The sequence below is a fragment of the Ralstonia sp. RL genome, from assembly GCF_001683835.1.
In the GTDB taxonomy this organism is placed as follows: domain Bacteria; phylum Pseudomonadota; class Gammaproteobacteria; order Burkholderiales; family Burkholderiaceae; genus Ralstonia; species Ralstonia mannitolilytica.
Genome location: NZ_LWRX01000019.1, coordinates 22,806 through 37,254, shown reverse-complemented (window position 1 = coordinate 37,254; position 14,449 = coordinate 22,806). Strand labels below are relative to the sequence as shown.

General features: G+C 68.8%; 14 protein-coding genes. 11 read left to right on the top strand and 3 right to left on the bottom strand.

Annotation, left to right across the window (positions count from 1 at the left end; all coding sequences use genetic code 11):
- Nucleotides 1-71: 71 nt before the first annotated feature.
- Nucleotides 72-680, bottom strand: coding sequence for an EF-hand domain-containing protein (locus A6M56_RS03315; protein WP_045785131.1), 609 nt, complete (start codon nucleotides 678-680; stop codon nucleotides 72-74).
- Nucleotides 681-819: 139 nt separating this feature from the next.
- Nucleotides 820-1,527 carry a type II secretion system protein N gene (locus A6M56_RS03310; protein WP_045785132.1) on the bottom strand — a complete coding sequence of 236 codons (708 nt, stop codon included), beginning with the start codon at nucleotides 1,525-1,527 and terminating at the stop codon, nucleotides 820-822.
- A 174-nt stretch (nucleotides 1,528-1,701) separates the two neighbouring features.
- Between A6M56_RS03310 and gspG the strand changes: the two genes are divergently transcribed.
- The 11 genes from gspG (at nucleotide 1,702) to gspF (ending at nucleotide 13,145) form a co-directional block, all read left to right on the top strand.
- Nucleotides 1,702-2,181, top strand: coding sequence for a type II secretion system major pseudopilin GspG (gene gspG, locus A6M56_RS03305; protein ID WP_045785133.1), 480 nt, complete (start codon nucleotides 1,702-1,704; stop codon nucleotides 2,179-2,181).
- 26 nt (nucleotides 2,182-2,207) lie between these two features.
- Nucleotides 2,208-2,696: a GspH/FimT family pseudopilin gene (locus tag A6M56_RS03300; protein ID WP_045785134.1), complete on the top strand. Its 489-nt coding sequence runs from the start codon at nucleotides 2,208-2,210 to the stop codon at nucleotides 2,694-2,696.
- Nucleotides 2,693-3,088 (top strand): type II secretion system minor pseudopilin GspI, encoded by a 396-nt coding sequence (gspI, locus tag A6M56_RS03295; RefSeq protein WP_045785135.1) that lies wholly within the window; start codon nucleotides 2,693-2,695, stop codon nucleotides 3,086-3,088. Before A6M56_RS03300 ends, gspI begins: the two co-directional genes overlap by 4 nt.
- Nucleotides 3,078-3,800, top strand: coding sequence for a PulJ/GspJ family protein (locus tag A6M56_RS03290; RefSeq protein ID WP_045785136.1), 723 nt, complete (start codon nucleotides 3,078-3,080; stop codon nucleotides 3,798-3,800). The genes gspI and A6M56_RS03290 overlap by 11 nt, the downstream gene beginning before the upstream one ends.
- 1 nt (nucleotide 3,801) lies before the next feature.
- Complete coding sequence (gene gspK / locus A6M56_RS03285; protein WP_045785137.1) at nucleotides 3,802-4,872, top strand: type II secretion system minor pseudopilin GspK; 1,071 nt, start codon at nucleotides 3,802-3,804, stop codon at nucleotides 4,870-4,872.
- A 170-nt stretch (nucleotides 4,873-5,042) separates the two neighbouring features.
- Nucleotides 5,043-6,461, top strand: coding sequence for a type II secretion system protein GspL (gene gspL / locus A6M56_RS03280; RefSeq protein WP_102080197.1), 1,419 nt, complete (start codon nucleotides 5,043-5,045; stop codon nucleotides 6,459-6,461).
- A 10-nt stretch (nucleotides 6,462-6,471) separates the two neighbouring features.
- Nucleotides 6,472-7,032 carry a type II secretion system protein M gene (locus A6M56_RS03275; RefSeq protein WP_045785139.1) on the top strand — a complete coding sequence of 187 codons (561 nt, stop codon included), beginning with the start codon at nucleotides 6,472-6,474 and terminating at the stop codon, nucleotides 7,030-7,032.
- Between the two features lie 16 nt (nucleotides 7,033-7,048).
- Nucleotides 7,049-7,891, top strand: a complete 843-nt coding sequence (locus tag A6M56_RS03270; protein WP_045785140.1) for a type II secretion system protein N — start codon at nucleotides 7,049-7,051, stop codon at nucleotides 7,889-7,891.
- Between the two features lie 36 nt (nucleotides 7,892-7,927).
- Nucleotides 7,928-10,345, top strand: a complete 2,418-nt coding sequence (gene gspD / locus A6M56_RS03265) for a type II secretion system secretin GspD (RefSeq protein ID WP_045785141.1) — start codon at nucleotides 7,928-7,930, stop codon at nucleotides 10,343-10,345.
- Between the two features lie 17 nt (nucleotides 10,346-10,362).
- The gene (gene gspE, locus A6M56_RS03260) at nucleotides 10,363-11,922 is read left to right on the top strand and encodes a type II secretion system ATPase GspE (RefSeq protein WP_102080199.1); all 1,560 of its coding nucleotides are present in this window, start codon (nucleotides 10,363-10,365) and stop codon (nucleotides 11,920-11,922) included.
- 11 nt (nucleotides 11,923-11,933) lie between these two features.
- Nucleotides 11,934-13,145, top strand: coding sequence for a type II secretion system inner membrane protein GspF (gene gspF / locus A6M56_RS03255; protein ID WP_045785143.1), 1,212 nt, complete (start codon nucleotides 11,934-11,936; stop codon nucleotides 13,143-13,145).
- Between the two features lie 626 nt (nucleotides 13,146-13,771).
- On the opposite strand, the gene A6M56_RS03250 is transcribed toward gspF, so the two are convergent.
- Nucleotides 13,772-14,437 (bottom strand): pyridoxamine 5'-phosphate oxidase family protein, encoded by a 666-nt coding sequence (locus A6M56_RS03250; protein ID WP_373271737.1) that lies wholly within the window; start codon nucleotides 14,435-14,437, stop codon nucleotides 13,772-13,774.
- Nucleotides 14,438-14,449 lie beyond the last annotated feature (12 nt).

Sequence of the window (14,449 nt, the reverse complement as noted above, 5' to 3'; positions counted from 1 at the left end):
CATCGGGGTGTTTTGTTTTGCGCGCATGAAAAACGGCGCCCGCAGGCGCCGCGTGTGCCGCAACGGTCGGGTTATTCGCCCTTCGTGGCAGACGGGCCGCCCGGCATGGCCGCGGCCGCAGGCGTGTTCTGCTGCGCCTTGCGGGCATCGTGGCGGGCCTTCATGTATGCGCGGATCTCGTCCGGCGTGATCTTGCCGTCGTGGTTGGCGTCGATCTGGTCGAAGTTCTTCGCCAGGCGCGGCATGCCGGCCTGCGCCTCGTCCTTGGTCAGGCTGCCGTCGTTGTCCTTGTCGGCGGCCTTGAACTTGGCGTCGAAGCGCTGCGCCATCTTTTCGCGCATTTCGCCCTTGTGCGCCTTGTGCCAGGCGGCCAGCTCGTCCTTGCTGAGTTGGCCGTCGTGGTTGGTGTCGATCTGGTCGAAGTTCTTCTCGAGCCAGGCATGACCCTTGGCTTCGTCGCGCGAGACCTGGCCGTCGCCGTTGGTGTCGATGGCCTTGAGCCCGCCGTGGTGGCCCGGCTTGCCGGCGCGGCCGGTCGACTGCGGCGCCGGTGCGGCAGCCGGTGCCTGGGCGCTGGCAGCGGGGGCGCTGGCCTCCTGCGCACGGACGTTCACACCGGACATGGCGAGGAACAGGGCCGAGGTGGCAAGAAAGGTTTGGACAGCACGTTTGTTGGTCATGGTCAGCTCCTTTTCACATGGACTGTGTAGCCGATTAGAACCCGACAATGACGGCACGTTGCCGTGTTTTACACGCTGTTACCCCAATGACATGCGCTGTAATATGCGCGCGCCGCCGCACGGCGGCGCCGCTGCGGGCTTACTCCTGGGGCGGCTGCGGAGCCCCCGGCTGCGTAGCCTCGCCCTTGCGCGCGGCGGCGGCCGCACGATGGCGCGGGCCGGCAATGCCGCCCTCGGCCACGCCGTTCTCGCCCGTATTCAGCTGCGACGGGGCGATCGGCAGCATGGCCCCCGGCATGGTCGTGTTGGCCGGGTTGTTCGCCACCGACGGCGCGGGCCCGGGTGAAGGCGGCGTGGCGGGGGTCGACAGCGGCGCCGCGGCGCCCGACGGCGGCAACGGCATGGCCGGGGCATTGCGATTGGCCGGCGAGACGCCCGCGGCGACGGCGCTGGCCGGCAGCGGAATCTCCTGGCGCGCACCGTTGCGCTCGATCACCACCGAGCGCGCCTTGATTGCGACCAGCTTCAGGTTCGACGACAGCGATTTGCCGGCCCGCACGGCCTGCGGTGCGCCGCCGTCCACCGACACGATCGCCGCGCCCGAGCCATCGGCCAGGTCCGCCACCACGCCGATCACCTGCACGTCGCGCGGGCCGTTCTGCGGGCCGCCACCGAACAGCGTGATGGCCGCCCCGGTCTCGAGTGCGTCGGTCTGGGCCACGCGGGCCTCGCGCGGCACACTCAGCGAGCGCAGCGACGACAGCGTCAGCACCCAATGCGTCAACAGCGCGCACAAGGCAGCAAACAGGACAAGGCTGAGCAGGCGAGACGACTGTCGAGCGTTCATGAAATGGCCGGAGCACCGTAGGAATGCGCTGATTCTATCCGCCATTCGTGCCGGCTCGGTGAACGGCCTGGAGGAGGGGCTCTACGGCGGGCGCTGCATGACCGTGCCGCGCGATCTATGGTCATATGTCACAGATATACTGTGTCTCTTACTCCCATTGCCAACTCTCTCGCCATGATGCAAGGCCAACTTCGCTCCTCTTTCCGCCAGCGCGCCCTCGCCGGACACGCCCGCCGCGCGGCGCGCGGCTTCACCCTCATCGAGATCATGGTGGTGGTGGTGATCCTGGGCATTCTCGCCGCGCTGGTGGTGCCGAAGATCATGAGCCGGCCCGACGAGGCGCGCATCATCGCCGCCAAGCAGGACATCGCTTCCATTTCGCAGGCGCTCAAGCTCTATCGCCTGGACAACGGCCGCTACCCGACCACCGAACAGGGCATCGCGGCGCTGGTCACCAAGCCGACCACCGAGCCCATCCCCAACAACTGGAAGGGCGGCGGCTATCTGGAACGCCTGCCCAAAGACCCGTGGGGCCATCCGTACCAATATCTGAACCCCGGCGTGCGCGGTGAAGTGGACGTCTTCAGCTTTGGCGCCGACGGCCAGGCCGGCGGCACGGGCAACGACGCCGACATCGGCAACTGGGACAACTGAGCCCGCGCCATCGGCCATCACCGTCCATGCTCGGCAACCGACACCGCGCCCGGCGCTTCCAGGGCTTCACGCTGCTGGAGCTGCTGGTGGTGGTGGTCATCATCGGCATCGTGCTGGGGGTGGTGGCAGTGAACGCCACCCCCAACCCGCGCTCGCAGCTGAACGATGACGCGCAGAAGCTGGCGCGACTCATCGAGCTGGCGCAGGAAGAGGCGCAACTGACCTCGCGCCCCGTGGCCTGGGAAGGCGACACGCAGGGCTGGCGCTTCTACGAATCGACACCCAACGGCTGGCGTCTGCTCACGCGCGACGTGCTGGCACCCGGCCACTGGCGGCAAGGCATGGATGGCGTTCAGATCGTCGCCGGTGCAGCGGCCGCACCCGGCGCCCCGCAGCGGCTGGTGTTCGGGCGCGAGGCCATCGGCCTGCCCTGGCGCGTGGCGCTGACCTCGCAGGGTTCGCGCGTCGATGTGGTGTCGGACGGCGGCCCCCGCGTGCTGACGGAAACGCAATGACCCGCCCGCGTGGCTCCGCCCTGCGGGGCTTCACCCTCCTCGAGGTGCTCGTCGCGCTGACCATCGTGGCCGTGGCGCTGACCGCCACCATGCGCGCGATGGGCAGCATGACCACCGCCAGCGATTCGCTGCAGACCCGCATGATCGCCACCTGGAGTGCCGAGAACCACCTCGCCAACCTGCGCCTGTCGCGCGCGTTTCCCGACCCGGGAGCGCGCGGCTTCGCGTGCCCGCAGGGCGATACGCAGCTGTGGTGCGAAGAAACCATCGCGACCACGCCCAACCCGGTGTTCCGCCGCGCCGAGGTGTCGGTCTATGCCGATGCTTCCAAGTCCGTGCGCCTGGCCTGGCTCGTGACGCTGCTACCGAACGACGCGCGCAATGTCTTCTAAGCACCGCGCACGCGGCTTCACCCTGCTCGAGCTGCTGGTGGCGATCACGCTGCTGGCCATCCTGGCCGTCATCGCCTGGCGCGGGCTGGACAGCATGACGCGCACGCACGAGGCGCTGGCCCAGCGCGACGAACGCATCGAGGCGCTCAAGACCGCCTACGCCCAGTTCGATGCCGATTGCACGCAACTGGCGGACCCCAACACGCTGTCGCGCGCACCGGTGGAGATGGACGCGAACCGCGTGCTACTGGTGCGCGACCGCCGCGACGATGGCCAGCCGCCCGCGTGGCAGGTCGTGGTCTACCGCATCGTCGACGGCCGGCTCGAACGTCTGCAGAGCGCGCCCATCACCAACCGCGGCGACCTGCGCGGCGCGCTGGACAGCTTGCGCCAGGGCGGCCCCGGTGCGGCGCGCTACGTGCTGGCGACCAACGTCGAAGGCATCAGCGCGCGCGCCTGGATCGAACCCGGCGGCTGGATGGACAACGCCGGGACGCTGTCGGCGGCGCTGTTTCCCGCCGGCAGCAATACGACCACGCTGAGCGGCCTGCCGTCGGCGTCCACCCCGGCGGCGTCGGGCGTGCCGGGCAACAACCCCGGTGTGGTCGTGCCGGCCGCTTCGGTGCGCGCCATGGAACTCGCCCTGCTCGTGCGCATGACGCCGCAAGGCACGCCGCAGCGCTTCACGCGCATCTGCATGACGGGGCTCTGACATGGCGCGATGCTCCCGTCGACGGCCCCAGCGTGGATCACGCCAGCGCGGCGCGGCCATCATCACCGCGCTGCTGGTCGTCACGCTCGCGGTGGTGATCGTCTCGGGCATGCTGTGGCGCCAGCAGGTGGAGATCCGCGCGGTCGAGAACCAGCGCCTCAAGGCACAGGCCACGTGGATCGCCCGCGCGGGCATCGACTGGGCGCGCCTGATCCTGCGCGACGATCAACGCCGCACCGGCGCGGTCGACCACCTCGGCGAGGTGTGGGCCGTGCCGATCCAGGAGACCAAGCTGTCGGACTTTCTCGGCAGCTCGCTGCGCACCGATACCGCCGGCGAGGCCTCGTACCTGTCGGGCCGCATCTTCGATGCCCAGGCGCGCTTCAACCTGATGAACCTGCTGACGATGCAGACGCTGGGCGCGCGCACCGTCGTCACCGCGCGCGACAAGGACGGCATCAAGGCGTATGGGCTGCTGCTGCAGTCGCTTAACATCGACCCGAGCCTGGCCAACGTCACGGCGACGTACCTGGCGCAGATGATGGGCGGTTTCCAGTCCGTTGAAGGAAGCCAGGGCGGCCAGCCAGGCGGCGAAGACAGCGGGGGCGGCAGCGAAGCGAGCAACGGCCCGCGCCCGCTCGACAGCGCCGACAGCCTGCTGACGATTCCCGGCTACACCGCCGACATCGTACGCAAGCTGCGCCCCTACGTGATCGTGCTGCCCACGCGCACGCCCATCAACGCCAACACGGCCAGCGCCGAGGTGCTGGCGGCCGTGATCCCCAACCTCGGGCTGGACCGCGCACGCGCGCTGGTGCAGGCGCGCGACCGCGCGTACTTCCGCAACATCGGCGACGTCACCAACCAGTTGCGCGGCATCGCGCCAGGGGCCGACACCACGGCTGCGGCCAACCTGCTCGACGTGCAGACGCACTATTTCCTGGTCTACGGGATGGCGCGCCACGAGCGTGCGCAGATCGGCGAAGTGGCGCTTGTTTCACGCGGCGACCCCGTGAACAATACCGCCACCCGTATCGTGTGGGTCCGCCGTATCGACGAGATTCCGTCATGACGACGCTGCAACACCCCTCTTTTTGTGTAGCCGCCAGTTATAGACAGGCCCCGACCTTCGCCGTATTGTCATCCGCATCGTTCAGCATCGCGGGTTTTGCGCGAGCGGACGGCTCTCTCGGCTCCGTGGATAGCCCGCACCCAAACTCTCAAAATCAATAGAGGAGCGGTTTGACGACCTCCCTGTACGTGCGCCTGCCGCACCGGCCCATTCAATCGCCCGAACGCTGGTCGGCGGGGGCACTGGCCTCCGTGCCGTTTGCGCTGGTGCGCGAGGAAGGCGCGCAAGGCGCCCAGCGCATCCAGCGCGAAGGCACGTCGCGGCCCGACGAGCTGCCCGGGGCCGACCGCCTGATCCTGCTGCTGCCCGCCGCCGACGTGCTGCTGGTGCCGGCCAACGTGCCGCCGCTGGCAACGCCCAAGCTGCGCCTGGCCCTGCCCAACCTCGTGGAAGACCGCCTCGTGCAGGACGCGCAGCAATGCCATATCGCCCTGGGCCCGCGCCTGCGTGCGGCACCGGCCCGCGGCTGGCGCGCGCCGCGCGAGCCGCAGTCGCGCGCGCTGATGATTGCCGACCGGGCATGGGTGCGCTTCATCCTGGATACCTTCGCCGTGCACAAACACCGCACGTGCCATCTATTGCCTGCGCAGCTTTGTGTACCGTTTGAAACGGCCGCCCCGGTGCCCGCGCCGACTGCGGAAGCGGCGGGCGAGCTCGTGCGCGCGGAGCCGTCGCTCGATGCGCCTGCCGAGGTGCCTGCGGTGGCGGCAGCAACGCCCGTCGCCCCGGCCACCATCGCACTCGACGCGGCACCGCCGACGGACCCGGACGCGCCCGTCGCGGTCGACATCACCGTACGCACCGGCCCTGCCGAGGGCTATGGCCTGCGCCTGCTGCCGGCAAACGTCGCCAACTGGCTCGCCATTGCGCCCACGCCGGCCACGCTGATGGTCTCGCCCGCGTTGCGCGCGCTGGCCCCCGGCCTCTCGGCAGACCCGGCCACCGCCACGCTGGACTGGTCCACCTGGGCCGCCGGCGCCCGCGACGCCCTCGCCTCAGGCGAAGCCGATCTCTGCCAGTTCGACTTTGCACGCGGCGGCGTGGCCGGCATGGACTGGAGCCTGTGGCGCCTGCCCATCGCGCTGGCCGTGCTCATCGTGGCCGTGCAGCTGATCGGCATGAACGCGCGCTGGCTCACGCTGCGCGCCGAGCAGAAGCGACTCGATACCGCCATGCGCGCGCAACTGCAGACGGCGTTCCCGAATACGCCGGTGATCCTCGACCCGCCCGCGCAGATGCGGCGCCAGGTCGAGCAGCTTCGCCTGGCCGCCGGCAAATCGGCGCCCGAGGATTTTCTGCCGCTGGCCGATCGCTTTGCCCAGGCAGCCACGGGCCTCGCGCCCGATGCGCTGCTCGCGCTCGACTACCACGGCCGCGCGCTCACCGTCACGCTCAAGGACGGCACCGACACCGCCGCCCTGCGCACCGCGGCCCGCAACGTCGGCCTGAACATGGACGCGGCCGCGGCCCCGCGCGGCGCCGAAGCCACCGTGCCGGGCTCGCGCTGGACGGTCTCCATCGCCCAATAACGCTTCCGACATGGCGACTTCCTCCCCCTCCTCCACGTCCCGCCGCCTGCCGCGCATTGGCGTGCCGGATTCCGTGCGCGATGCGGCCACGACGTTCTGGAACCAGCGCGAGCCGCGCGAGCGCCGCATCCTGGCCGGCGGCGGCGTGATCCTGCTGCTGGTCATCCTGTATCTGCTGCTCTGGGAGCCCGCCTTCGAAGGCCAGCGCCGCATCGAGAAAGCGCTGCCGCAAATGCGCACGCAGCTCGCCGAGATGGAAACGCTCGGCCAGGAGGCGCGCGCGCTGTCCGCCATTGCCGCCGCGCCCGTGCCGCACGGCGCCGAGTTGCAGCAGGCGCTCACCACGAGCCTCGCCAACCACGGCCTGAAGGCCACGCGGATGGCAATGTCGGGCGAGAGTGTGCAGGTGCAGCTCGACAAGGTGCCGTTTGGCGCCGTCGCCGAATGGCTGCAGGAAGTGCGGCAGGCCCAGCGCATGAAGGTGATCGACGCGAGCATCAGGTACGTGGGCGCCACCGCCCTGGTCAACGTGACGGCGACGCTGCAAGGCCCTGCCGCCGCCGGCCACTGACGAGCCGACCGTGCCGATGCGCATTGAATCGCTGCCGCCGCTGCGCCTGCGCCGCCGTGCCGACGCCGACGAGCGCGCGGGCCTCGGCTGGAGCGTGCTGTGGGCCGTCGCGGCGCTGCTCGCCGTTGCCGTGACGGTCGTGATGCAGTATCCGGCCGCGTGGGCTGCCGAGCGCGTGGCTGCGGCCACCGGGCAGCGCGTGCTGCTGGCCGACAGCCAGGGCACGCTATGGCACGGCAGCGCCACGCTGGCGCTCACGGCCGGCAACGGCGGCGCCGACGCGACCGTGCTGCCCGGCCGGCTGTCGTGGTCGATCGACATGCTGCCGCTGCTGACCGGCACGCTGCGCGCGCACCTCACGCACGACCGGGCGCTGGAAAAGGCCGTCACGTTGACGGTGTCGCCCGGCCATTGGGAGGCCGAAGCGGGCGCGATGACGCTGCCCGCCTCGCTGCTGCAGGGCATCGGCGCGCCGTTCAACACGCTGAACCTGGACGGCCGGCTGCGCGCGCAATGGACGCCGCTGTCGGGCCAGTTCGGGCGCGGCAAAGGCCAGCCGGACACCGCCCAGGGCGCGCTGACCGTCACGCTCGAGCAGGTATCATCCAGCCTCAGCCGCGTGCGGCCGCTGGGCAGCTACCAGGCCGTGGTGTCGTTTGGCGGCGTGGCGGGCGGGCCGATGCAGCTGTCCCTGTCCACGCTGGCCGGGCCGCTGTCCCTGCAGGGCCAGGGTACGCTTGGCCGAGGCGCACATTTTGACGGCGTGGCCAGTGCCACGCCGGAGTCGGAACCACAACTGATCGGCCTGTTGAGCCTGCTGGGCCCGCGTGACGGGTCGCACCATCGACTACGCTTTTGACCGAACGCCGGCGTGCGAGCCAGCGCGCCGACAACCATGAACGAGACCATGCACAACGCCTCTTCCCGACCCGCCGTCCGCGCCATCGTCCTGGCATGTTGCGCAGCGATGGTGGCCGGCTCGATGCCCGTCTATGCCGCGCCGCCCAGCGCCACCTCAGCGCAGAGCGGCAACCCCGGCAATCCGGGGGACGAGGTCTCGCTCAACTTCGTCAACGCCGATCTGGATTCGGTCGTCAAGGCGGTGGGCCAGGCCACCGGCAAGAACTTCATCGTCGACCCGCGCGTCAAGGGCACCGTCAACCTCGTCACCGAGAAGCCGGTGACGCGCGCGCAGGCGCTGGAATCGCTCGGCTCGATCCTGCGCATGCAGGGCTATGCGATCGTCGAGGGCAATGGGTTCACCAAAGTCGTGCCGGAAGCCGACGCCAAGCTGCAGGGCTCCCCCGTGGGCAACGCGGGCGCGCGCGGCGGCGAGCAGGTCGTCACGCAGGTCTTCCGCCTGCAGCACGAATCGGCCAACAACCTGGTGCCGGTGCTGCGCCCGATGATCGCGCCGAACAACACCATCACCGCTTACCCGGCCAACAACACGCTCGTCATTACCGACTACGCCGACAACCTGCGCCGCATCGGCCGCATCATCGCGTCGATCGACACGCCGGCCGCGGGCGAGACCGAGCTGATTCCGCTGAAGAACGCCGTGGCCATCGACGTGGCGGCCACGCTGCAGAAGCTGCTCGACCCGTCGGCCGGTGGCGCGGGCGGTGCAGGCGCCGGTGCGGCCTTGTCCGACCCGAGCCTGCGCACGTCGGTGGTGGCCGAGCCGCGCTCGAACAGCGTGATGGTCCGCGCCTCCAGCGCCGCGCGCCTCGCGCAGGCCAAGCAGCTCATCGCCAAGCTCGACATGCCCGCTGCACGCCCCGGCAACATCTGGGTGGTGCCGCTCAAGAACGCCAACGCCGTGCAGCTGGCGACCACGCTGCGCGCCATCGTCGCGGCGGACGCCACGCTGTCGGCCTCCGCCGCCACCGGCCCGGGCGGCCAGAGCGCCGCGCAGGGCGCCACCTCGCAGCCGACGGGCAGCACGACGGGCTCGCAGTTCAACCAGAACACGCAGAACAGCAATTACGGCAACGCCGGCTCGGGCAGCGGCATGGGCAGCGGCAACTCGTCGTTCCGCGCGTCGTTCGGGCAGAACAACACGCCCGCCACCGGCGGCATCATCCAGGCCGACCCGGCCACCAACGCGCTCATCATCACCGCCAGCGAGCCGGTCTACCGCAACCTGCGCGCCGTGATCGACGACCTCGACGCACGCCGCGCGCAGGTCTACATCGAATCGATGATCGTGGAGGTCACGTCGGACAAGGCCTCGCAGCTCGGCATCCAGTGGATGGTCGGCGCGGGCGGGCCCAACACCTACGGCTTTGGCGGCACGAACTTCGGCAGCGGCGTGGGCAACATCCTGAACCTCGGTGCGATTGCGGCCACGGTGGGCAGCGGCGGCATCGGCAGCACGGCGGCGCAGACGGCCATCGGCACCATCACCGGCAGCAACGTGTCCGGGCTCAACGGCGGCAACTTTGGCGTGTTCAACAAGAGCACGGGGCTCGGCGCGATCCTCTCGGCGCTGGGTTCGGACGGCTCGGTCAACGTGCTGTCCACGCCCAACCTGATCACGCTCGACAACGAAGAGGCGAAGATTCTCATCGGCCAGAACGTGCCGATCACCACCGGTGCGTACGCACAGACGGGCAGCGCCGCCTCGGTCACGCCGTTCCAGACGTTCGACCGCAAGGACGTCGGCATCACGCTGCGCGTCAAGCCGCAGATCACCGATGGCGGGCTGGTGAAGATGCAGATCTTCCAGGAGTCCTCCGCCGTGGTGAACGGCACGCAGAACGCCGTGCAGGGCCCGACGACCAACGTGCGTTCGATCGAGACCAACGTGCTGGCCAACGACGGCCAGATCGTCGTGCTCGGGGGCCTGCTCGAAGACAACTACCAGGACGGCGAGCAGAAGGTGCCGGGCCTGGGCGACATCCCCATCCTGGGGGCGCTGTTCCGCTCCGAGACCAAGCAGCGCAAGAAGACCAACCTGCTGGTCTTCCTGCGCCCGATCATCCTGCGCACGGCAGAAGCCACCGGCGCACTGTCCGACAACCGCTACAACTACATGCGCGAGACCCAGCAGGGCTTCGTCTCGCCCAACTGGCTGCCGACCACATCCGACAAGGACACGCCGGTGCTGCCCGCCCCCGAGACGGTGCGCCCCGCCCCCAACTACGGCGATGTGTCGGTCGTGCCGAAAAGCGCCCCGGGCGTGCAGGTGCCGCCGGGCGCCCCCCTGCCGATGCCGCAGTCGACCACACGCAGCCAACCACGCCTGCAGAACTTCGCGGCGCCCACGTCCGGTGGCTACGACAGCAACGCGCCGCGTAATGGTGGCTAAGAGCGGCTGAGAACGATATGGCCACGACCCAAGCTCCCATCACCGATGCCCGCACCCTCGAGCCGCCCTCGCAGTCGGCCGTGCGGCTGGTGCCGTACGCATTTGCGCGCGACGCCAAGCTGCTCGTGGCGCGACAGGATGTCGATACGCTCGAAGTGTGGGTCTGCCCGGAAACCTCCCGCACGGCGCTGGCCGAACTCGGCCGCGTGTTCGGCGCGCTGCATCTGGTGACGCTTGATGCCGCGGCGCTCTCGGCGGCCACGCAGACCGCCTACAACGCGCAGGACGGCAGCGCCGCCCAGGTGGTGGGCGAAGTGGAAGGCGAAGTGGATCTCTCGCGCCTGATGCAGGACATTCCGGCCGTGGAAGACCTGCTCGAATCCGAAGACGATGCGCCGATCATCCGCATGATCAACGCGCTGCTTACGCAGGCCGCGCGCGAAGGCGCATCGGACATTCACATCGAGCCGTTCGAGAACGCCTCGGTGGTGCGCTTTCGCGTCGACGGCACGCTGCGCGACGTGGTGCGCCCGAAGAAGGCGCTGCACGGCGCGCTCATTTCGCGCATCAAGATCATGGCGCAGCTCGACATCGCCGAGAAACGCCTGCCGCAGGACGGCCGCATCACGCTGCGCGTGGGCGGCCGCCCGGTGGACGTGCGCGTGAGCACCCTGCCCACCGGCCACGGCGAGCGCGCGGTGCTGCGTCTGCTCGACAAGGAGGCCGGCCGGCTCGACCTGGGCAAGCTCGGCATGGGCGCCGAGACGCTCGCGCGCTTCGACCACCTGATCAACCAGCCGCACGGCATCGTGCTCGTCACCGGCCCCACGGGTTCGGGCAAGACGACCACGCTGTACGCGGCGCTGTCGCGGCTCGACGCATCGTCCACCAACATCATGACGGTGGAAGACCCGATCGAATACGACCTCGACGGCATCGGCCAGACGCAGGTCAACCCGAAGATCGACATGACCTTCGCCAAGGCCCTGCGCGCCATCCTGCGCCAGGATCCGGACGTGGTGATGATCGGGGAAATCCGCGACCTGGAAACCGCGCAGATTGCCGTGCAGGCCTCGCTGACGGGCCACCTCGTGCTGGCGACGCTGCACACGAACGATTCCGCATCGGCCGTGACGCGCCTGATCGACATGGGGATCGAACCGTTCCTGCTGTCGTCGTCGCTGCTGGGTGTGCTGGCGCAGCGTCTGGTACGTCGCCTGTGCGTGCATTGCCGCCGCGAAGAAGTGCTCGAACTCACGCCCGCAGAAGTGGAAGCCGTGGCCGGCACGCCCGTGGCCGAGGGCGTGACACCGGCCACGCCGGCGCGCAAGTCGGTGTGGCACCACGTCGGTTGCGAGCGTTGCAGCAACTCCGGCTACCAGGGCCGGACCGGCGTGTATGAACTGCTGACCGTCACGCCCGAAATCCAGACCATGATCCATCGCCAGGCCCCGGAATCCGAGATCAAGGCCTTCGCCATCGGGCAGGGCATGCACACCATGCGCGCCGACGCGCAGCGCTGGATCGACACGGGCGTCACGTCGCTGGAAGAAGTGCTGCGCGTCACGCGCGATTGAGCGAGTCGCGCATGCCAGCCTTCCGCTACGAAGCCGCCGACGCCACCGGGAAGACCGACAAGGGCGTCATCGAAGCCGACAGCGCGCGCCAGGCGCGCACGCTGCTGCGTGCACGCGGGCTGACGCCGCTGCTGGTGGACGCGCTGGGCGCACAGGCCACCAAGCGCGGCGGGTCCAGCTTCGGCAAGCGGCTGTCTGCGCAGGAAAACGCGCTCGTCACGCGCCAGCTTGCCAGCCTGCTGATCGCCGGACTGCCGCTCGATGAAGCGCTGGCCGCACTGGCCGACCAAGCCGAGCGTGCGTACGTACATGAATTGCTGGCCGCCATTCGCGCCGAGGTGGTGGGCGGCAGTTCGCTGTCGGTGGCGCTGGCGCAGCATCCGAAGGATTTTCCGGACATCTACCGCGCGCTCGTTTCCGCGGGGGAGCACTCCGGCAACCTCGGCCTCGTGCTCTCGCGCCTGGCGGACTACATCGAGAGCCGCAACGCGCTCACGTCCAAGATCAAGCTGGCGTTTACGTATCCGGCCATCGTGACGGTCGTGGCGTTTGCGATCGTGATCTTCCTGCTGTCGTACGTGGTGCCGCAGGTGGTGAGCGTGTTTGCCAACACCAAGCAGAAGCTGCCAACGCTCACGATCATCATGCTGTGGCTGTCGGACTTCGTGCGGAACTGGGGGTGGCTGTCCGCGATCGTGCTGGCGGCAGTGGGCGTGCTTGTCCGCAACCTGCTCCAGCAGCCGGCGTTGCGGCTGTCGTGGCACAGATGGCTGCTGACCGCGCCGCTGTTCGGCAAGCTCGTCCGCGGGTACAACACGGCGCGGTTTGCGAGCACGCTCGCGATCCTGACCAGCGCCGGCGTGCCGATCCTCCGCGGGCTGCAGGCGGCGGGCGAGACGCTGAACAACGTCGCCCTCAAGACGAACGTGGAGGATGCGTCGACGCGCGTGCGCGAGGGGACATCGCTGGCGCGGGCGTTGGCGGCACAGAACCAGTTCCCGCCGGTGCTGGTGCATTTGATCCGCTCCGGCGAGGCGACGGGCAACCTGCCTGCCATGCTCGAGCGCGCCGCTCAGGGAGAAGCGCAGGAGCTGGAACGCCGGACCCTGTTCCTGACCGGGCTGCTGGAACCCGCGCTGATCCTGACGATGGGGGTGGTGGTGCTGCTGATTGTTCTGGCGGTGTTGATGCCCATCATCGAGATCAATCAATTGGTGCACTGACTTTTCTGTTGGGGGTGCATCTCTTGGTGTGTTTCCCTGCGGGGGCGGGTTCTTGTGGTGCATCCCTTGTTTCACCCCCTGCCGGGGGCGACTCACTTTCTTTGTCTTGCCAAAGAAAGTAAGCAAAGAAAGGCGCGCCCGATGCGGCGACCCCCTCCTTGAATTTCTGTGACCGTGCGGGGAAGGAGGCAAACTCGCTGCGCTCAGACAAGCCTCCTTCCTTTTTCCGCCCGCTCACACAAATTCAAGGCGCCGCATAGGGCAGGGAAAGGCCAAACCATCGATCACCAGTGTCGTAGCAATCCACAGCACAACGCGAAGCAAAGCGAGCAACACCAGCAGCAAACCAGTGCCACCGAGGCCAGCACACCGTCGGTGTGGCCTTTGACGTTCCTGCCCTAGATGGCGCCTTGGATTTTTGTAAGCGGGCGGAAAAAAGACGGGAAACTGTCTGAGCGAAGCGAGTTTTTCCCGTCTCCGCACGGTTACAAAAATCCAAGGAGGGGGTCGCCATCTCGGGCGCGCCTTTCTTTGGTTACTTTCTTTGGCAAGACAAAGAAAGTGACTCAGCCCCGGCAGGGGATGAAACAAGGGATGCACCACAAACAACAAAACCAACGCGCCCCTCACTCCCTCCCCCACTCCCGCACATACACAGGCGTCCCCACAGGCGCAGCCTCCACCACCGGCGCCAACGGCACCAACGCCATCGGCAACACCCCCGCCCACACGGGCAACGCCAGATCCTCCACCTCGTCCTTCGGCCCGCCCGTACGCACCTTGCAGGCCGCTTCGTCCAGCGAGATACGCAACACGGTCGTAGCCGCAAGCTCCTTGGCGTTGCCGGCACGCGCTTCCTGCGAGCGCCCCGGCGCAAGAAATTCCATGAAGGCATTCAGCACGGCAGGCTTCTGCTCGTCAGGCACCACCTCGAACGCGCCGTAGACCACCGCCGAGCGGTAGTTCATCGAATGGTTGAATGCGGACCGTGCCAGCACCAGCCCGTCCAGGTGCGTCACCGTCACGCACACCTGCGCGCCGCCGGCGGCGAGCCTGAGCATGCGGCTGCCGTTGGAGCCGTGGACGTAAAGATGATCGCCCTCGCGCCAGCAGGCGGTGGGGATGCAATGCACGCCATGCTCGTCCGCGAACGCGATGTGGCAGACGTACGCCGCGTCCAGGATGGCATGCAGGGTGGTGCGGTCGTAGTGGCCGCGGTGGGCGACACGGCGCACGCGCGTGCGTGCGGTCGGTGCGGTGGCTTCGTTCGTCATGGCAGGGCTGTCGGTCATGCATTGGTCTGC